This window comes from Leeuwenhoekiella sp. A16, assembly GCF_047946675.1.
Taxonomy (GTDB): domain Bacteria; phylum Bacteroidota; class Bacteroidia; order Flavobacteriales; family Flavobacteriaceae; genus Leeuwenhoekiella.
In genome coordinates this window covers 2,806,249-2,827,308 of sequence record NZ_CP172313.1, presented here as the reverse complement: position 1 = coordinate 2,827,308, position 21,060 = coordinate 2,806,249, and the positions used below count along the sequence as shown (strand labels likewise).

The window sequence follows — 21,060 nt, the reverse complement described above, 5'->3', positions numbered from 1 at the left end:
TGAATGGCCAGAAAAAAGACTAAAGCAAAAACTACTACTAAGAAACCGGCAAAAAAAATAAGTTTCAGCCTAACCAAACAGCAGAAAATTATTCTTGGAAGCTTTCTGTTTTTATTGGGTTTAGCGCTGTTATTTTCACTTTTTTCCTACTTTTTTAGCTGGCAGGCAGATCAAAGCATATTAAACAATCTCACTCAACGCGAGGCACAAGCTAAAAACTGGCTTAATAAATTTGGCGCCGGTATTGGCCATTTATTGGTGTATAAGGGATTTGGGATTTCAGCCCTTATTTTAGCGATTTTGATCACTTTAACCGGGATTTATTTCTTTTTTGAAAAAGAGAAAAAACGCCTGCAGACATTCTGGTTCTGGGGAATTCTGGTAATGCTCTGGCTTTCTGTTTTCTTTGGTTTCTTTAGCAAAGCAAACCCATTACTGGCGGGGACTGTAGGGTTTGAGATCAATGATTTTCTGCAGGATTATCTGGGCCTAATAGGTACTGCCCTGCTCATGTTATTTTTCGCTATAGCGTATGCCGTTTTGCGCTTAAAGATCACTCCGGAAAAAGTGCAGCACTATTTTGCACATAAACGCAGTGCTCTTGCTTCAGAATTTAATAATGAGGAAGAGCCAATCTCTATGGAAGATACAGCTTTCGCGAAAGATAATATAGACATACCGGTTGAAGAGGAAACTCAAAAATCGGCTTCTACTATGGAAATATCGGTCCCAGAAGAGGAAATTCCGGTTTCAGTACCTAATTCTGAAAATAATACAACCGCATCTTCAGAACAAAATGAAGATGTAGAGATCGAGATTGAAGAGACTATTGAAGAGGAAGAGGTAACCGAAAACCTCAGCAAAAAACTCGTTCAGGACTTTGGCGAGTTTGACCCTACACTTGAACTGGGTAGTTATAAGTTTCCTTCAATCGATCTTTTAAAAGATTATACACAGGGACAAAGTATAACTATAGATCAACAGGAACTTGAAGAAAATAAGAACCGTATTGTTGACACCCTTAAGAACTATAAAATAGAGATCGCTCATATAAAAGCTACGGTGGGACCTACTGTGACTTTATATGAAATCGTGCCAGAGGCCGGGATTCGTATTTCTAAAATTAAGAATCTTGAAGATGATATTGCTTTGTCGCTTTCTGCTTTAGGAATACGTATTATAGCGCCTATCCCGGGTAAAGGAACCATTGGTATAGAAGTGCCTAATAAAAATGCACGTATTGTATCTATGCGCTCTGCCATCGCTTCTCCCCGCTTTCAAAATGCAGAAATGGAACTTCCGCTTACTTTAGGAAAAACTATTTCTAACGAGACATTTGTGGTTGATCTGGCAAAAATGCCCCACTTGCTAATGGCGGGAGCTACAGGGCAGGGTAAATCTGTTGGTTTAAACGCGATACTTACTTCGCTGCTTTATAAAAAGCATCCATCTGAGGTTAAGTTTATTCTTGTAGATCCTAAAAAGGTAGAACTTACTTTATTTAATAAAATTGAGCGTCATTATCTTGCAAAATTACCAGACTCTGGAGATGCTATTATAACTGACAATACTAAAGTAATACATACTCTTAATTCTCTATGTATTGAGATGGACAACCGTTACGATCTTCTTAAAGACGCAATGGTTAGAAATATTAAAGAGTACAACACAAAATTTAAAAAGCGTAAGCTTAACCCTAATGATGGGCACAAATTCTTACCATATATCGTATTGGTTGTAGATGAATTTGCAGATCTTATTATGACCGCCGGTAAGGAAGTTGAAACTCCTATCGCTCGTCTTGCACAGCTTGCTCGTGCTATAGGTATACATCTCATCATTGCCACGCAAAGACCATCTGTGAATGTTATTACCGGTATTATTAAGGCGAATTTTCCCGCTCGTATAGCTTTTAGAGTAACTTCTAAAATTGACTCGCGTACAATTCTTGACAGTCAGGGTGCAGATCAACTTATAGGTCGTGGAGATATGCTTTTTACTCAGGGTAATGAACTTGTGCGCGTACAATGTGCATTTGTAGATACACCTGAAGTTGAAAAAATAACTGATTATATTGGTTCTCAGAAAGCCTACCCTGAAGCGCATCAACTACCTGAATATGTAGGCGAGGATAGTGGCACAAGTCTTGATATAGATGCCAGCGACAGGGATGCGCTGTTCAATGAAGCCGCAGAAGTTATAGTCACAGCACAGCAAGGAAGTGCATCATTACTTCAACGTAAATTAAAACTTGGTTATAACAGAGCCGGTAGAATTATAGATCAACTGGAAGCTGCGGGCATCGTAGGTCCTTTTGAAGGCAGCAAAGCAAGACAAGTATTAGTAACAGATCTTAATGCCCTGCATCAACACTTAAATAATGACTAAAATAAAATTGAATACCATGAAATCTTTAGCCCTCATATTAATAGCTGTATTTACTTTAGGTTATGCAAATGCTCAGGACAGTAAAGCAAAATCTTTACTTGACGAAGTTTCTACTAAGGTAAAAGGCTATGATAACATTTATATAGATTTTAAATATTCGCTTACAAACGAAGCTCAGGGTGTAGATCAGGAAACACGGGGAGATGTCACCTTAGATGGTGATAAATATAAATTAAGCCTAATGGGAACAACACAGATCTATGACGGTAAGAAACTTCATACCATAGTTCCCGAAGACGAAGAAATCACTATCTCAACTCAGGATCCCGCAGATGACGATGCGATTACACCTTCTAAGATGCTCACATTTTTTAATAAAGGTTATACGTATAAGTGGGATATTGATCAGGACGTTAATGGTCGTAAAATACAATATATAAAGCTTACTCCTATTGATACGAATAGCGAGATAAAACAGGCTTTATTAGGCGTTGATGCCCAAACTAAAAATATCTATCGCCTTATTATGTCTCAAAAAAATGGTACTAAAATAACGATTACCGTAAATTCTTTTAAAACAGATCAACCTATTGCCACAAATATGTTTGTTTTTGACGAGAGCAAATACCCAGATTACTACATCAACAGACTAGATTAGTAGTCTTGAAGATATTAGACAGATACATATTAGTAAGTTACATCAAGACTTTTTTGAGCACCTTTATTATATTGATGTTCATTTTTATCTTGCAAACTATCTGGCTTTATATAAAAGATCTGGCCGGGAAGGATCTTGATTTTTTTGTGATCATGAAATTCCTGATGTACTTCTCTCCACGCCTTGTCACCTTAGTTCTGCCGCTTACAATTTTGCTTACGAGTATCATGACCTTTGGTAATTTTGCTGAAAATTATGAGTTCGCAGCGATGAAATCTTCAGGAATTTCGCTGCAGCGTGCTATGCGTAGCCTTACTTTTTTTATAGTAGGATTAAGTGTAGTTTCTTTTCTCTTTGCAAATTATGTAATACCTGCAGCAGAATTTGAATCCCTCAATTTAAGACGGAATATTGCTAAAGTTAAGCCTGCAATGGCTTTAAGTAAAGGTCAGTATAATGAAATAGGTGACACTTACATCATAAAGATCGCTGATAAAAGCGGTGATAATGACCAGTTTTTAAATGATGTAATTATTTACCAAAAAGACCCATCGCGACAGGGTAATTTCACAGTCATAAAGGCAAAAGAAGGTGAGTTAATAAGTGCCGGTGATGATAATGTTCTATCGTTGAAATTAAAGGATGGTAATTATTATAATGAGATCGAGCAAAAGGATTATCGCAAGAAAAGCCGGCAGCCTTTTGTAAAAAGTTATTTTGAAACATACACCATTAACATAGATCTTTCTGAACTTGATAATGTTGATATGGAAGAAAAAAGCATAGACAATGCTTACACCATGCTTAATGTTGCTAAACTTGATTCATCTATAACAGACCTGTCAAAACAATATACAAATTACCTTAAGCAATTAGGTAATACACAAAATAAGCGCATTAATCTTACTGCTCTTGATTCTTCGTATGCCGGCCAAATTAAGGTTGACACATCTAAGATTGTTAAACCAGTAGTTCTCGAAAACTTTACACCTGCAGATCAATTACAAATAATAGACTTTGCGAGAACAGCTGCTAATGCGAATGTAAATTCAGTAAAAAGCAGAAAAGTAGATAATAGCGCAAGAATTAAAAGCCTGAGTAAATATGAGATCGCTCTGCATGAAAAATTTGTACTTGCATTTGGTTGTATCATTTTATTTTTTGTTGGTGCTCCGCTAGGCGCTATTATTAGAAAAGGAGGTCTGGGATTACCAATAGTGGTAGGAGTTGTTCTTTTCTTAACTTACCATTTTATAGGGATTTTTGCTAAAAACAGTGCTGAAGACGGCAGTATCTCTCCGTGGATAGCGAGTTGGTTAAGTTCGTTAATTATGCTTCCACTGGGAGTTTACCTCACTTACAGAGCAACAACAGATCAGGGATTGTTTGATATAGACAACTTTATCGACCCTATAAAAAAAATATTTCAAAAGCTTACCCGCAACAAACGCGAAAAATAGGTTTACCTTATCTTTGTGTACAAAACATGTGCTATGAAAGCTGAAACGCTCACACCATCTATACAACTTAATACAATTCAGGAAGCCATTGAAGATATCAAGCAGGGCAAAGTTATCATCGTAGTTGATGATGAAGACAGGGAGAATGAAGGAGATTTTGTGGCGGCAGCAGAAATGGCCTCAAAAGACCTGATCAATTTTATGGCAACCCACGGTCGCGGATTGATTTGTGCACCGCTTACGGAAGAACGTTGCAAAGAATTGAAACTCGACATGATGGTAGGGACTAATACAGACCCTATGGAGACAGCTTTTACCGTTTCTGTAGATCTTAAAGGTCACGGAGTAACTACAGGAATAAGCGCTTCAGACCGCGCAAAAACGGTCAAATCTCTACTAGATCCTAATATTAAACCCTGGGATCTTAGCAGACCCGGTCATATTTTTCCGCTTATAGCGAAACAAGGAGGCGTTTTGCGACGTACAGGACATACAGAAGCTGCAATAGATTTCGCCAGACTTGCAGGTCTAAAACCGGCAGGTGTGATCGTTGAGATTATGAATGAAGACGGCTCTATGGCTAGATTACCTCAACTTGTAGATGTGGCGCAAAAATTTGATCTCAAGATCGTTTCTATAGAAGATCTTGTCGCTTATAGAATGCAGCACGATTCACTTATTGTGAAAAAAGAAGATTTTGATGTAGAGACTCGTTTTGGTCGTTTTAGATTACGCGCTTACATGCAAACCACAAACGAGCAGATACATCTTGCGCTTACAAAAGGAAGCTGGACAATTGATGAACCGGTTCCTGTGCGTGTAAATTCCACTTTTGTGAATAATGATATTCTGGGTACACTCACAACTGACGCAGATAAGAAACTTGACGATATGTTTAAGGTGATTAATGATGCAGGCAAAGGTGCTATCGTATTTATAAATCAAGAAGATGCGGCAAACAGATTGCTTAGCAGGCTTGCTCAGTTAAAAGATCTTCAGGGTGAAGGCGTTGCAAAAGCACCTCAGGTTCATATGGATACTAAAGATTTTGGTATTGGCGCGCAAATTTTACACGATCTGGGTATTTCTAAAATACAATTACTTTCTAATAGTGAAACCACAAAACGTGTAGGCATGATAGGCTATGGTCTTGAAATCACAGAGCAGATAACTTATTAGTTTCTGATATTATTTTAGCCGACCAACTTTTGTTTTCAACACCTCAATTGCTTGATATCATTCTTTTAAAAGTGTGGTACTAGCCTTTGTATATTGGTTTTCTTAAATACTAGTCATATATTACCTTTACTTCAAAGTAGTAAGACCAACTGAAATATATGACAGACCTGAACGCGCTCATAGATAAATCTGAAACCCGAATTTTCCGCGCAGTTTTTCCAAATACCACTAACCACTACGATACATTATTTGGTGGTACTGCCTTGCATATGATGGATGAAGCCTCATTTATTTGTGCCACACGCTTTAGCCGAAAAAAAATGGTTACAGTTTCTACAGATAAAATTGATTTTACTAAACCTATTCCGCAGGGTACTATTGTTGAACTTATAGCAAGAATAAAAAGTGTAGGCAATACCAGTTGTGTTGTACAGGTAGATATTTTTGTAGAGGATATGTACAGCTATGAGCGGGAAAAAGCGGTTACGGGCTTTTTTACATTTGTCGCAGTAAATGATGACAAAAAACCAGTGCCAATTATAGATTCTGAGACTTAAAAATGCGTAGTAAAAAAATACGATTGTTTCTTATTACAATGCTAGTCCTATTTATGGGACTAATCGTGTTTACCTTAAGTCTCTCATACCATATACAAAAGATAAGCAAGCCTTATATATATGATAGCCCGAGCAAATTACCAGAAACCTATACAGTAATTGTACTGGGTGCAAGTGTAAAACGCGATGGTAAATTGTCTACTATTTTAAGGGATCGTGTAGAATCTGCTTTACGACTTTACCGTTTAGGGAAGGTAAAACGATTCTTACTAAGTGGCGACAATGGCACAGCTTATTATAATGAGCCTATGGCAATGAAGAAATATCTTCTTGAACGCGGTGTACCAGAAACCGATATTTTCCTTGATTTTGCCGGTTTTGATACGTATAACTCCGTTTTTAGAGCTTCATATATTTTTAATGTGGACAAGGCTATTGTGGTATCTCAACATTTTCATTTACCCAGGGTTATCTATATAGCACGCTCTATGAACCTTGATTACTATGGTTTTAACGGAGATCTGCATAATTATGACCTTGCCTCACGCAACCAAATACGCGAAAAACTTGCAAGCGTCAAAGCCTGGGGGGAATTATTAATAAATAGGGAGCCTCATTTTAAGGGAGAAAAAATCCCTATCACAGGAAAAAATAATTAAAAATAAAAAAATATAAAAAAGGCTTTTTAAAATGAAAAATCCTTCTATATTTGCATCCGCTTAGGAGAAATGGCAGAGTGGTCGAATGCGGCAGTCTTGAAAACTGTTGAGGGTCACACCTCCGGGGGTTCGAATCCCTCTTTCTCCGCTGAAAGTCCTATAAATGGCAATAAAAAACCTGTAAATCAATGATTTACAGGTTTTTTCATTTTATTCCATATCAAATAATATCCTTTAGTATCGATTAAAAAGGGGCTAATTCGGTGGAGGTTGAGAGATATTAAAAAGGTCCACCGGTAATTTATAAACACCTATATACTAGACATATAAGATCTATCTCAATTAAATTATTTTGAGTACATTGAAAAGAATTAACACTCAAAATCTATGTCACTATCTCTTTCCCTTCTATTTTTTATCAAAAAAAGTAAAGCTAATTCTTCAGGAAAGACCACAATCTTCCTGAGAATAACACTTGACGGCCGTCGTTGTGAATTTAGCGTCCACCGAAAGGTCCACCTCGACTATTGGAACTCACGAAACCAACTTGTTAAGGGAAACTCTGCCGAAGTTCAAGAAATTAATCGCCATCTTGGTGTCTTAAAAAATAAGGTCTATTCAATTCAGCAAAATTTTGAACGAGAAAATACTAACTATTCCGCATCAGATCTGCGAGATGTTTTAATTGGAAACAACAAAACACAAAAAATGCTGTTAGAAATCTTTCAAGACCACAATGACAAAGTAGAAAATCTTGTTGGGAAAGATTTCGCTGCCGGAACGGCAGAGCGCTATCGCACTTCTAAAAAACACGTAGCAGACTTTATAAAGCAGAAATACAAGAAAAATGATATTCCAGTACAGGATGTAGACCATAAGTTCATCACTGGGCTAGAATACTATTTAAAAACCACACGCAAGTGTGCTCATAACTCCGCAATCAAGTATATCACAAACTTTAAGAAGATCATCCGCATCGCTCACGCAAACGATTGGATCGATAAAGATCCCTTCTTGCATTGGAAAGCAAAACTCAAAATCGTAGAACGTGAATTTTTGACAGAATTAGAAATTCAAAAAATTATTGAACTCGATTTAAAAATGGAACGTCTGGACCACGTACGTGATATTTTTATTTTTTGTTGTTTCACCGGTCTCGCATACGCCGATGTTAAAAAATTAAATCGTGATGATATCAGCACGGGAAATGATGGCGAAGAATGGATTAAGACAAAACGTTCTAAAACCGATACCAGAAGTAATATTCCAATCTTACCTATTCCCAAGAGTATTATTGATAAGTATAAAGATCAGGAGCTGCTGAAAGAAAAAGATTTAGTTCTTCCTGTTCTCAGTAATCAAAAAATGAATGCGTATATCAAAGAAATCGCCACACTTGCCGGCATTACCAAAAATCTAACTTTCCATTTGGCACGGCATACCTTTGCAACAACGGTTACCCTTACAAATGGCGTACCTATTGAATCTGTAAGTAAAATGCTGGGACATACCAATCTTAAAACAACGCAGCACTACGCGAAAATTCTGGATATGAAAGTATCACGTGATATGGCAATTTTGAAAGACAAGTTCAAACCAAAGAACTAGTTATCGCCTTTGCTTCTTCGTTCTATATTTTGGACATAGCCAAAAAATGGACTCCTCCTCTCCGGCTCGTTTAACTTAAAGTCATTCTTGGCATATATCTGAGCTATCATTTTCCAATTATCCATCTTCCACTTTTTAGATTTTATATAGATATAGAATTTTTTAGCCTCAATTTCCGGCCACTTGTTTTCTTTAAAAAATTCAATTATATCTTTTTGAAAAATTGGCTCGGTCAGTTTATTTATGTTTGTATTTAATTGTTTTAAAGAAGGTATCAATTTTTGGACTGTTTTTGATGGGGCCTTGTCCATTTTTTGGACCGAACTCATACCATTGGTTGTATCAATTTTGGGACGGTAAATTCTCATCTCAATTCGAGATGCTGTTTTAGGAGTAGATGAAGGGTAATACTCCAGAAAGCCTAAATTTACCAAATCTCTGAGATGGCTGTGATAGGTCGTTTTAGAACTTATCTTTGCCCATTTTCTGATTTCCTGACTATTGATGCTAATTATCTTTCTAAAATATTCGCGATTCCATTTTTGAAAAAAAGCGATATACAAGGTAATGTGACCTTGCTTAATTTTTGGTTCTTCATTGAAGCGCTTAAATACTTCATTCAGCTGAACGATATAATTTACTTTTTCCATATTCAATCGTCATTTGATTTGAAATTTTTCTTTTCACGAAACCGAACTTCTTTGTTTTCATCAGCGTATTTTTTCTCAACGATTAGTGCTTTTTTATCAGGTTCTGTTTGTTCAAACAATTTAAGTAGCATTGCTGCCGTGGGTTTAGTTTGATTCTTTTCAATATCCTTTAAAATAGCAATCATACCGTTCATACGTTTTTTAATAAGTGTGGTAATTCTATTTTCCAATGTTTCCATTCTAGGACCGAAGGTTTCGGCTGGCGAGATCCCATTTTCCTCAAAAAACTCAAGCATGAGAAGTAGTGCTATTGACTGAGATTTTGAAATTGATTTTGCAAATTTTCTAAATGCTTTCGCTATAGATGCTTTAATCTTTAAAGTCTCAAAACGCTCTTTTTCGTATCCTTTATCCATAGTTTTTAGTAATTAATTTGCCTATTCTTAAGGCTTAAGCCCGTTTTTTAGTAAAAAATAACAGCATTTCAAATTCAAGCAAAAAACCCAAAACCCTGCGAACCCCAATTATCATTAGCCTTACAGAAGAATCGAATAATATGTAACCAGCGCCAGCGTGTTACCCTCTTGCTATTCGATTCCCTCAATTCTTTCGGGGTTCTTCATACCCTTTTACTGAAGCCAAAGCGCTCTTATTATCAGTTATATTCTATTAAGTCTTTTAACAAGAATAACCGTAGATCATTATCAATTATTTAATGAATACTCTTGATAAATGATATTTCGATATGCTTCAAATTCAGTGTATACGATCAATTAGAAAGCCAATTAATTTTGAATGAAATTGGTGTCAAAAAGTTGCCACGTTGGCACTAAAATCTTCTTACTTATTATATCTGGAGCGTTTTCCTTTTCGTTGAAATGAAATGGACTTGTGATCTTAATTGAAGTGATTTAGTGAATTGAAAAAGAATATAGAAACGCCCTTCAACTTTAATACTCTTACTTCCCATAGCGCCATCGCTGTTACCTTTTCGGCAACAGATACTAAAATTTTGACGGAGTAAGAACTTATAAAAGCGAGGAACGAACGGTTATGCAGTTCGTCTCAGGCAGAATTTTAAACTTCGTGTAGAAATAGGTTGTGGTGATCTTTTATAAGGCGAACTTAGTCGCTTTTTCTGCGACTGGGTTCAAGATTATGAAGTGAACCGCTTTTCTCGTAATGAAGCCTTTCGCGAAGTGTAGAGAAATGTGGTGGAACGGGTGTAAATACAACACAAATTTGATGTTATGAGCCGAATAGCATTTCTAATTGGCTCATAAATAGTAGCCTTATAAATTGAATAATTTTAATAGTTTATTTGAAGAACTTTTTTAAAATGTTTTAAATCATTATAAAGCACATCTTTATCAATCATTCTAAATAACCTATAATTTTTGCTATGCAATCCACTATTACATTTTTTTAAACTCTGACCCGAATTACAATAGCACAAATCTCTAATACTCAATTTTTTATTTTGCAATCTTTGTAGTATTAGTCTTCCAATACTCTTTATATCCGTTATTTCTAATATATCCTGATATGATTGGACAACTCCCATTGAACCATGGTCATATTCAGAATAACAATATGTTCCATTAATTTCATAGTACGAGTTGTTTTCAAAATAGCGAACAACAATTTCATCTACAAATTTTACCAGTGATCTAATTTTTGTTTTCAAAAGAATCTGAGATTTGGCTCCTGTTGTAAAACAACAAGAGCCGGTATCAGTGTACATATGTCTATCCATTTTTATAGGGATACGACCTCCAACCTCGTGAACAGCAGGGAAAAACCTAGGATATGATTCTAATTTTATAATCAGACTATAGCTATCACCATCTGGTAAGAATAACTCTCCACTCAATGAATTATCATCTGAATGATAAGCTAATCCCTTATGTTTATGTAATACTTGTTCAATCTGATTTTTAATATCCATAAGGTTTAGGCTTTATAATAGCTGCACCTAACGACTTCTTTAAACTATTGCTTTTAGATTCTTCATCTTTGTTATCACCTAATGGAAACCTAATCCCAAATTGATTATTTCTTAATATTTCAGATGCTACTTTAAAGTTTTTTTCTTCCGAAGCTTTATCACAATCTTCTTTAAGGCTTTTAAGTGTTGACAAGAAGTTTGATTTTCTAGTTTCACTATAGCTTTCAAAAACATCTTCATCTCCTGGCGTTGTTGGACGATAGCATTTAAAGCCGCCATATTTATTTAGCTCTTTATCTATTGCCTTAATTGTTTCTCTGAATGCTTCATCAAGATTATCAGCATCAACGTAGTTTTTAGTAGCTAAAATGGTTAGCTCAAAACCACTAGGTAATTTTAAGTTTGAATTTCTTGTTTCTCTATAATTTTTCCAAGCTTTTAAACAACGAACAATGGCTTCCAATCTAGACTTTGTTTTCTTCTCCTCATTAAACCATTCATAGAATTCCTTAGGATCGCTTTCAATCCAACTTTTAGATTTATGAGCTAATTCAATGGTGTTACCGTCTTTAAAATAGATGGGTAAATCTATATGATGTCCATCTGCATACATAACTCTAATACAAGTAGTTTTTTTAACAGAGTCTTTCCCGGTATGATTCTCAGTTGCTTTAAACACCCAATCGTGCCAAGTATTTATTGATTGTTTTGTGTCATTTTCATTCTTAATAATGAAATATACCCCGTAGTCAGTATCATATTTTCTTATGATATTACCCTCTTGATCATACTCTACCAATGGATTTATTGAAGTTCCCATTTCAGAAGAACCTTGAGGATGGAATTTTGGTTGAATTTCATCAGGTTTGTTTTCACTAAACCATTTTCGAATCTTTTTCTTAAGATCTTTTCTACTCTTTTTAAGATCTTTTTTTCTATTTTCAGTAAGTTTTATTTCATTATCAAACTTATTGTATTCCTTATTTAATACCGCCATTATATTTATTTTTAGAAATCGTGTTTTTTGTTATTACTAACCCATCTTAATTCCCTGAACTCTCCTTTGGTTTGATAAGGATTACGATTTGTGAAGTAACCTCCTGATAATCTTTTTTCATTTCCATCTTCAATGAACTTAATAACTTCAGTGCCATAGTGCGGAGGAAAACCTTGCTCTGTGCTTCCCTCATTTAGATAATTATAGATGAGTTTAAAATGCTGGCCATCCTCTGTGGTTTCGACGTACATGCCCTTATTAAAAGATGGAGATGATATTGTACCATCTGGCTTTTTTGTAAAGGAAGCTACATTGATTTGACTTCCTGTTTGAGAAACAATTTTAATGTGTTCCAATTCCCCAGATTTAACCTCTCCATTTTCACCTTGATATTGGAATACCAGTTTTCCTTCATATCGACCTGAAAAGTCTTCTATCCAGAAAAGCCAACTAAATGGCTTGAATTTCCAAAGGTATTTTGTGATTGATATAATAATCAAAGAAAGGAATCCAAACACAGACAATGAGAGTCCAAGGGATTTTTGGGTGGTGTAGATTAAAAAGAAAGCACCTACCACCAGAAAAATTAGAAACTTAGGGTGATAATATTTGAAATAGTCTTTTTCCATATTTGATACTGTTTTAGTTTAACAATGCAAATATGAAAAACAAGTGCGCAGTCTATTTGCACACCTATACAAGTTTAAATCAGGATTAAACTAGCCTATTAAGCTGTCATTGAATTCCCGAATGATTTCAATGATTCTATCAGCCTGTTGCTCCGAAAAGACTCCTTCTATTCCTAAGCTATGATATTTTTTAAATGGGGTATCATAGAGTTTACTGGGCTCAATAGTTCCATTTGTAGTTAAAAATTTCTTTATAGTATCCAGAAATTCGATTTGAACTGCATTCAACTGAAAATCATTAATGAATTTTCCGAAAGCAGAGTCCACTTTTTCAGAACTTAAGCCCATTAAGGAAATAATAAATTTTCCGAGACTGAATTGAATACCTAATTCTTTTTCGATAGTTTCTTTTTCTATACCTCCAGTAAAAAGAATATCCTCCAAAGCTTGTAATTCTTCTTTAGTAATGGTCTCGCCATTTCTTATCCTTGATATAGTAATATGGTTTTCATTTTCACGGATTAATTCCTCCAATCGATGAACATTGTTTTGAAAAGGTGATGTAGGGTATTCGGGATCGTTCTCTTTCGCCATACCACCTGAAACTATTTTATCTTCTAAAATATAGTCAGCAAAGTCTGTAGTTACATAACGCTGATCTACCGGATCTATATATTTAACCAGCTCTCGAACTCCTTTTCTTAATTTTTCAAGATGCACAATACCTTCTACCTTCCAGAAGTCTTCTTCTAATGGCAGCTTAATAATATCTTCTTTAGTCTTAACAGCAGGTATAGTTGTTTTCTTCAATAGCTTTCTGGAGGTTCCTACTACTTTTGAGATAGGAATCATATAACTATTTATATATTCTTCGCTATTGGGTGTTTCCAGTCTTTTGGCAATAAGTGTATAAAGGAGTTTGTCATAAAATCTAGCTAAGTCTGTATCTCCTTTTTGAGGCTTAACTAGGGTTGCGAGTTCATCTTCTATAAGCTTTGCATCCCGTTTTGATAAATGGCTCCATATTTCTCTATTATCATTACCAAAATTATGGACAGCTTCCAGTTTCATTTTGACATCAAACCTCTCTAAATCTAAACGTGCAATATCATTGTGCAAACCATCTAATAACTCTGTTCTAAAATCTTGAAGTTTGTAATCTTCTTTAAATTGATTACTTTTTAAATATTCTGCAAGACGCAAGCGTAAACTAAACAGAATCTCGGTTAAACTCTTTTGAGCACTGGTTTCTATCCCTTCAGGATTTTCATTGAAGAATTCAAAGTTTCCACACAAGTCAAAAATCAGAAAATGCGATTTGTCTTGTCCCGCGCCAAAAAGATCTGGCCTCGATCTTGAACCACGCCCTATCATCTGCCAAAACTTAGAAAACGATTTTACCGGTTTATAAAATACCAAATTTACACAGCTAGGTGCATCAATCCCGGTATCCATCATATCAACCGAAATCGCTATTTGTGGAAGTCTTTCTTTTTCTTCGTCACAGAATCTATTTATAAACTCTTTGGCTTTAGGCTCATTATGCGTAATTACTTTTACATAGTCGTTACCAAATCGCTCTTTATCCAACTCCATAAAGATGTCTTTAAGGAATTGAGCGTGTTTTCTATTTTTAGCAAATATGATTGTTTTCCCCAGTTCTTCCCCTCCACGTTTCTTGATGCCGTGCTCTAGAATATAACTCAGCGTTTTGATTGCTGTAGGTTTATTAAATAACCAGGTATTCAATTCAGAAGAGGCTATCCACTCATTACCGGTGGCTTCTTCACCATCTAATATCTCTTCTTCAAATTCCTCTTTTTCCTCATCTGATAATTCTTCATACTTTATACCTTCTCTTAAGAACTTTGTAGGTAATTCAATGGTATGATAGGGTGTTAGGTGCTTGTTTTTTACTGCTTCATCAAAGGTATAGGCATCTGTAGGTGACTTATCTGCCAATCCAAAAATGTGGTAGGTATTTTTGTCTATACTATTTTTAGGTGTTGCAGTAAGTCCTAAAAATAAGGCATCAAAATAATCAAAAATAGCCTGATACTTTTTATATATAGACCGGTGTGCTTCATCTACAATAACCAGATCAAAATGACCCACACCATAAAATCTTCCTTCTTCATTACGGCTATTGTCTATAAGGCCCATCATGGTCTTGTAAGTCGAGAAAGCGATACGTGCATCTGGATTGTCTTTTTCTTCTAATAAATTCACGCTGCTATGCTCAGGCAAGAATTTCACGAAATTTCGCTTAGCCTGTTCAACAAGGCTTATGCGGTCTGCAAGGAACAGAATACGTTTTGCCCAGTTACATTCTAACATCAATTTTGAAAAAGCGATTGACGTTCTGGTTTTTCCTGTACCCGTGGCTAATACTAGTAATGCACCTCGATTTGTACCTATCAGCCTTCCGTCTTGCTTATCATTACCTGCAAAGTGCTCGGCAATACTTTTTATAGCTCGCATTTGATAGGAACGCCCAGAAATATCAATATCAATAGGAGCGGTGCGTATATCTTTACGATGCGTACGGCGAAACATAACTGTTTGCAATTCAGCTTTTGTATAAAAGCCATGAACAGGTCTTGACTGTTTATAGAATTGATCATCCCATAAAAAAATCTCATAGCCATTGCTATAGTACATCACTGGACGACGACCGTGCATTTTCTCTAAACTATCTGCATAGAGTTGAGCTTGATTTTCTCCTTTACTTGCACTTTCTAAGGTTTTTTTTGCTTCGACCAATGCAAGTGGTAAACCATCATCATCCCATAGTACATAGTCTACAAACCCCGTCTCAGAACGATTTGTAGATCTGGGCATATAGTCAACCTTATATTCTTTGTCCTTAACCCCTTTTAAATCCCAACCGGCTTCACGCAATGCCACATCAATAAGATATTTTCGTGTTTCTGCTTCATTGCGGGGATGATGTACTTCATCTTCTATGTTTGCTTCCTCTTTATTTGCTTCTATTTGAGCTTGAAGGACTTCTATTTGCTTTTTGAACAACTCATTTTCGTCTGCAAGTTGTTGTCTTTCTTCTTCTTTGGTTTTTAGTTGTTCTTGATAGGTATTAAGCTCTTTGTTTAATTGCTCTTGGAGCTGTTTTATTTCTTTTCGCGAAAGGGTACCACTTCCTTCTTTAGGAATACAATCAAAATCAAAAATACCTATGTCCGCAATCGGCTTCTGTGAATACGATTTTACAAACCACTTGGCAAAATAGAATAAAGCGTCAATTACATTATGTGCATCTAGCTCAGAAACTGGTTTATTATGCGCCGCTAGATTTCCTGCTTTTTTAATTAAAAATAATTCACCGTATAATTTGTGATTGAACTGTTCCTTAAATGCTTGTTGTACGAGTAGATTGTGTAATGAAGTGTCGTACTGTGATTCCAGTTCTTCATCATTGGTGTACATCCAGTTCACCGCTTCTTCTAATGCCATACGACTATATAAAAGAGAGGTTCGAGAATCGGTAATAACAGCCTTTTCGGCCTTTATCGCTCTGTCGTAAAAGATGGGAAACTCGGTCTTTAGGAACTGGAAGTTTGAATTCATTTTATCGCGTTATTACTTACTATTTATCAACATATATCAACATTTTTACTATTATTTCATTGCATTTTGTTGATAAAATATTTTGTTCCTTTTCGTTCTCCTTCTTTTCTAATCAACTCGTTTTCAATCATCTCATCTAATTTGACTTTTAGAGTGCGTTGTTTTATCTCAACACCGATGCGTTTATTTATTTCACTTATAGCACTTGCAGGATAATTTTTAATATCCTCATAAATCAACTCTTGTAATCTATGTGGTTCTATGCGTTTTAAATTGGTACGTTCTATAAAATCTGTGGTTCTAATAAAGTCAGGGTTAACAAAATATAGTGTTCCTTTGGTTTTGCCTTTAGAAAGAACCACCTCTAAAGTTATTAATCTACCTATCCAATATTGCAAGCCATTGGGCTTAGAGATGTTGAGTAACTTTGATAATTCTATTGCTGTAATTCCTTCTTTTTGAGCGATAATACCTAAAGCTATTACTTCTTTTTGTTTGAGTTGTAAATCTTGAGAAGCTTTATCCATCAGTTTGAGAATCTCTTTGCTTACAATCTGCTTTTTTAAAGTCACTGTAAGTCTATCATCACCTTCTATTACTAGGGGCAACTGTTTTCCATTTCCTAGTAATAACTCATAAACCTTATCATAACCACTGCCTTCTTTCTCCATAAGTTTTAAATCGTAAAACAGCTTAGCCAAAAGCGCATTGCGCTGTACCGATTTGGTAAGAATATTATTTGGAGTAACACCTAAAGGTAATAAGCCAGGACTGTGAATTTCTAAGCGATCGTGGTAGAGGTTTATAAAAATATCACCACGCATGGTGTAGTTGCGATGTGCAAAAGCATTTGCCACAAGTTCACGTATTACCTCAGGCTCATAATTGTAGATATTCTTTCTAAAAATACCATCAGAAACCTCTACAAATTCGTTCCAGTCTGGTATTTCTTTAAGCACTGCGGCAATTAATTCTTTAGGATTAAGCGAGTAATCATCCCAGACCTTTTTTAATACTTTATTTTCTTGTTCATCATATTTAATAAATTGTACTGAAGGGGGATAGTGCAACACGGCACGATCCTTTCTTTTCCCAATCCATAAGACTCCTAAATTTGTCAGAAAGCCGTCTTGTGTTATAAAATAATAATCTGTTATTTCTTGTGGAGACATTTCTTTGACAAAATCACTCACACGTTCTGAAGATTGGATGTCTTTTAAGACCTGCTGATATTTAGAAAGATCACAATCGCCAATCGAGATTTTTCTAACTACTTTTTCTTCCCAAACAAATGCATTTTTTTCTGAAATAAGACGGTTTAAGTCTTCAGGAAGTATAGGCTTACAGTCATCTGAAACACGCATATAGTATTTACCATCTGTAGTACTTGCGATACTTTGGGAGCTTCTAAAAACCTTTAAGTCTATGTACTCACCGCCATTGTCTGCGATTTTCTTTATGGGTGCAATACCTACATTAAGCGTTAGCGCAGGGATGATTTTATTTATTTTATCTAATAAATCATCTGTTATTTTTTGGTTACTAGGAGGTGTATCACAATCATCTTCAATGCCTATAAGTATGCTACCACCTTCTGCATTCGCAAAACACACGCAATCTTTTGCAAGTTCCTTTAAATTAGCATTGCTACCCGAAACTATGGCTAAAGACTTTTTATCTAGAAGACTATTTTCTTTCATACAAATTTTATGACGTAGTTTACCTATTTTCCTCTAAAACTAAATTTTTGTTCAATTAAGCAAAATAATTTTGCTTAATTGGCTTAAATACGATGAATTAAGGAAAAACAACACGTATTTTTTTCTTAGTTTACTTGCTTATAATTTGACATCACAAAGTCAACTCCCCCTTAAACGCTTTTTGCAACAAGCAATTAAACAAATCTTCACTTTCTTGCAGCTCTTGTTTTGCGAGTGCTTTTTGCTGTTCAATCAAGGCTATTTTATCTGCGAATTGGTTTTGGAGTTCGATGGGTGGAACAGGAATATTGAATTCTTTAATTATAGTCTTGTTTAAATTAGCCATAGTAATACCTCTAGCTTCTTCATAAAGCCTAGAAATTGTTACTTCTTGATTGAAAAAGTAAGAACAGAACTTTGAATTTAACTTTTCATTGAATCTCACGTAAAGACTTCCTGTACCACAAAAGAGATCTTCATTTTCGACAACTGCTATCTTACTCAAATCACCTCGTCGAGCTATAATCAAGTCACCTCTTTGGAGATGATAATTTGGCAGAGATAAAAATTTATTTTCACCAATCTTTTTGCAATTTTCTAAATCTATTTCTCCATTTTTAATGTCTATAGGGTTTACTAGGGAGAAACCTAAATCTTGATAATCAGATTTATGTAATTGAGAACCAAATGGACCTATCTGTATTCTTTTACTAATTTCACTTATTGGTTTAATATTCCAATTTTTCTGATTTCTGACAGGATCCCCAAACATCTCCAAAAAGATAGACTGTGATAGCAAATCGTATTCTGTGAGTAGTTGTGCGGTTTTGTCGCGTAAGGCGGCAGCATCGTCTAGAATGGTGGTGATGTGTTGTTGGGTTTTTAGAGGTGGAAGATCAATAGGAAATTCTCTTACAACTTTTACATTTAAGTTCTGCACCCCTATACCACTTGTACTGTTATTTGCAAGATTTCTAATAAAAGGATTATTAAGATAATGCATTAAATATCTTGAATCTACAATCTCTTTTTTAGGCTTGATTAATGTTAAGCTAACAAAAACGGCGAATTCAAAATCAAAATTTACAACTGCTGCTTGACCAAATGAACCAACTCTGGTGTATAAAATATCTCCTTTTTCTGGTTTGTTATGTTTCGTTAATTTTAAATAATCTTCTTTTGAAACGTAATTGTAGCTATCTAATATGAATCTATCTTCTTTTACGTTTTTTGAAGACAGGAAAGGTATTCCATCTTCAACATAATTAGGTCGTTTTGCTACACCACAAGTTATTACTTCACAAACATCATTTAATTTCATTATAAAGATGTTTTTAAAGAAGTTAATATTCCATCTCGTTCATTATTCAAAGATTTAATCCTATCAATTATTTCAACTGGCGCATCGTATTCCACTTCTTCATAGACGATTTTTTTATAGCGATTAATAGAAAGATCCCAGTCGTTATCTTTGATTTCTTTAAAAGGCACTAAAAAGGACTGTGAGGTACGGTCTGCATAGTTATGCGTGCAAGTGCCGTCCATAAATTGATCCATTCCTAAGTTGGTTGGTATATCGTTTACGTGTAAGAGTTCGCCATCCTTCGTATGCATTTTTCCCCAATACTCACTTTTTAAATAGCGGTATTGATCTAATATTTGAGGCAGATTAAACTTCTCGTGATCTTTAGCAAGGGCATCGAGTTCGTATTGTGTTAACGCTTTCGCGAAAGCGAAATTATTAAACGCTTCTTCATCTACCAGTAAGTTACGCTTGTCGTCCAGACTTTTACCATCTGCCAGCATATCGTAAAACCACACATTATCTGTACCCCCATTATCTGTTTTGGTAAATATTATAATGGCGGTGCTCACTCCAGAATACGGTTTAAATACACCACTAGGTAAAGAAATAACAGCCTCTAGTTTGTGGTTTTTTACAATCTCACTACGTATGCTTTTAAAGGCTTTACCGCTTCCAAAAAGCACCCCATCTGGCACAATCACTGCTGCACGTCCGCCTTTTTTGAGTTGGCGTAACATAAGGGCAAGGAATAGTAATTCGGTCTTGGTCGTATCGGTCACATTGCGCAATCCCTGTGCGATACTTTCTTTATCTATAGTACCTTTAAAAGGCGGATTTGCGAGTACTAATGTATACGCGTCGCTTACCTCATTATCCTTACTCACCGCATCTACATCTACAATATTAGGCTCTTCAACACCGTGTAAGAATAAGTTCATAGAAGCGATACGCAGCATAGTGGCATCAAACTCGGTACCGTTAAACATGCGTTTATTTATGTGCTCACTATTTTTGTCTAGCTCTGTTATATCGTAATGTTTGTCTATATACTCTTTGGCAGCGACTAAGAATCCGGCAGTTCCCACAGATGGATCACAGATGGTGTCCTCAAGCGTAGGTTGCATTAACTCAGTCATTAACTTTATAATATGACGTGGTGTTCTAAACTGGCCAGCTGTACCGCCACCTTCTAATTTTGAGAGCAAGTACTCGTAGATATCTCCTTTTATATCCTGCGAATCCATATCTACACGTTCAAGTTTTTCCATAACCTGGTCTAGCGTAGCGGCTTTATTAATACCAAAAGAGGCATCTTTCATATAGGTGCTAAACAAACTTTTCTCACTACCTAAACTGCGTATAAACGGGAAAATACCATCTACAGAATTGTTGAAAATGCTGTGTCGTGCTTGCACATCCATCTCCTTCAAATTTTTCCAACGGAAGTCTTGTTGGTCAGGACCAAAAATGGGATTAAAATCTTTATTAAGGCGTTTTGCCATTCGTTCGTTACGCGTTTCAGTCTCGTCTAGATCTTTGATAAAGATGAGATAGGTAAGCTGCTCAACAATGGTAATGGTATTTGATATTCCACCCGTCCAGAAGGTATTCCAGATAGCGTCTATTTGTGACTTTATTTGTCCTGTGATCATTTACATTTATTGTTTTTCTAGTTACGGTTTCGCAAAAGAGTGATTATTTTAATTCAATTGCAAATAAAGTGTTTTGCTGTGCAA

Annotated in this window: 16 protein-coding genes and 1 tRNA gene; 8 read left to right on the top strand and 9 right to left on the bottom strand. The window is 35.5% G+C overall.

Going from position 1 to position 21,060, the window contains the following annotated elements:
* Positions 1-3 precede the first annotated feature (3 nt).
* The 8 genes from ACH3O9_RS12375 to ACH3O9_RS12340 all read left to right on the top strand — a co-directional run bounded on the left by ACH3O9_RS12375 (position 4) and on the right by ACH3O9_RS12340 (position 8,509).
* Complete coding sequence (locus tag ACH3O9_RS12375; protein WP_416440870.1) at positions 4-2,388, top strand: DNA translocase FtsK 4TM domain-containing protein; 2,385 nt, start codon at positions 4-6, stop codon at positions 2,386-2,388.
* 16 nt (positions 2,389-2,404) lie between these two features.
* A complete protein-coding gene (locus ACH3O9_RS12370) occupies positions 2,405-3,046 on the top strand; it encodes a LolA family protein (protein ID WP_416440868.1) in 642 nt (213 codons plus the stop codon).
* 26 nt (positions 3,047-3,072) lie between these two features.
* A complete protein-coding gene (locus ACH3O9_RS12365; RefSeq protein WP_416446688.1) occupies positions 3,073-4,506 on the top strand; it encodes an LptF/LptG family permease in 1,434 nt (477 codons plus the stop codon).
* A 33-nt stretch (positions 4,507-4,539) separates the two neighbouring features.
* A complete protein-coding gene (gene ribB / locus ACH3O9_RS12360) occupies positions 4,540-5,685 on the top strand; it encodes a 3,4-dihydroxy-2-butanone-4-phosphate synthase (protein WP_416440866.1) in 1,146 nt (381 codons plus the stop codon).
* A gap of 158 nt (positions 5,686-5,843) precedes the next feature.
* Positions 5,844-6,242 (top strand): acyl-CoA thioesterase, encoded by a 399-nt coding sequence (locus ACH3O9_RS12355; protein ID WP_416440864.1) that lies wholly within the window; start codon positions 5,844-5,846, stop codon positions 6,240-6,242.
* 2 nt (positions 6,243-6,244) lie between these two features.
* Positions 6,245-6,901: a SanA/YdcF family protein gene (locus ACH3O9_RS12350; RefSeq protein WP_416440862.1), complete on the top strand. Its 657-nt coding sequence runs from the start codon at positions 6,245-6,247 to the stop codon at positions 6,899-6,901.
* Between the two features lie 63 nt (positions 6,902-6,964).
* A tRNA-Ser gene (locus tag ACH3O9_RS12345) sits at positions 6,965-7,049 on the top strand.
* A gap of 239 nt (positions 7,050-7,288) precedes the next feature.
* The gene (locus ACH3O9_RS12340) at positions 7,289-8,509 is read left to right on the top strand and encodes a site-specific integrase (protein WP_416440860.1); all 1,221 of its coding nucleotides are present in this window, start codon (positions 7,289-7,291) and stop codon (positions 8,507-8,509) included.
* Here ACH3O9_RS12340 and ACH3O9_RS12335 read toward each other — a convergent pair.
* The 9 genes from ACH3O9_RS12335 to ACH3O9_RS12295 all read right to left on the bottom strand — a co-directional run bounded on the left by ACH3O9_RS12335 (position 8,506) and on the right by ACH3O9_RS12295 (position 20,976).
* Positions 8,506-9,159 carry a hypothetical protein gene (locus ACH3O9_RS12335; RefSeq protein ID WP_416440858.1) on the bottom strand — a complete coding sequence of 218 codons (654 nt, stop codon included), beginning with the start codon at positions 9,157-9,159 and terminating at the stop codon, positions 8,506-8,508. The two genes, ACH3O9_RS12340 and ACH3O9_RS12335, sit on opposite strands and share 4 nt — an antisense overlap.
* Before the next feature lie 2 nt (positions 9,160-9,161).
* Entirely contained in the window at positions 9,162-9,575 is a 414-nt protein-coding gene (locus ACH3O9_RS12330) for a BfmA/BtgA family mobilization protein (protein WP_416440856.1), read from the bottom strand.
* Between the two features lie 893 nt (positions 9,576-10,468).
* The gene (locus ACH3O9_RS12325) at positions 10,469-11,107 is read right to left on the bottom strand and encodes a hypothetical protein (protein WP_416440854.1); all 639 of its coding nucleotides are present in this window, start codon (positions 11,105-11,107) and stop codon (positions 10,469-10,471) included.
* Entirely contained in the window at positions 11,097-12,104 is a 1,008-nt protein-coding gene (locus ACH3O9_RS12320) for a cyclic GMP-AMP synthase DncV-like nucleotidyltransferase (protein ID WP_416440852.1), read from the bottom strand. Before ACH3O9_RS12320 ends, ACH3O9_RS12325 begins: the two co-directional genes overlap by 11 nt.
* A gap of 11 nt (positions 12,105-12,115) precedes the next feature.
* Positions 12,116-12,733: a hypothetical protein gene (locus ACH3O9_RS12315; RefSeq protein WP_416440850.1), complete on the bottom strand. Its 618-nt coding sequence runs from the start codon at positions 12,731-12,733 to the stop codon at positions 12,116-12,118.
* A gap of 90 nt (positions 12,734-12,823) precedes the next feature.
* Positions 12,824-16,318 (bottom strand): DEAD/DEAH box helicase family protein, encoded by a 3,495-nt coding sequence (locus ACH3O9_RS12310; RefSeq protein ID WP_416440848.1) that lies wholly within the window; start codon positions 16,316-16,318, stop codon positions 12,824-12,826.
* Between the two features lie 56 nt (positions 16,319-16,374).
* Positions 16,375-18,018, bottom strand: a complete 1,644-nt coding sequence (locus tag ACH3O9_RS12305; protein WP_416440846.1) for an ATP-binding protein — start codon at positions 18,016-18,018, stop codon at positions 16,375-16,377.
* A gap of 151 nt (positions 18,019-18,169) precedes the next feature.
* Positions 18,170-19,339 carry a restriction endonuclease subunit S gene (locus ACH3O9_RS12300; protein WP_416440844.1) on the bottom strand — a complete coding sequence of 390 codons (1,170 nt, stop codon included), beginning with the start codon at positions 19,337-19,339 and terminating at the stop codon, positions 18,170-18,172.
* On the bottom strand, positions 19,339-20,976 hold the full coding sequence (locus tag ACH3O9_RS12295) for a type I restriction-modification system subunit M (RefSeq protein WP_416440842.1): 1,638 nt from the start codon (positions 20,974-20,976) through the stop codon (positions 19,339-19,341). The genes ACH3O9_RS12300 and ACH3O9_RS12295 overlap by 1 nt, the downstream gene beginning before the upstream one ends.
* Between the last annotated feature and the right edge of the window lie 84 nt (positions 20,977-21,060).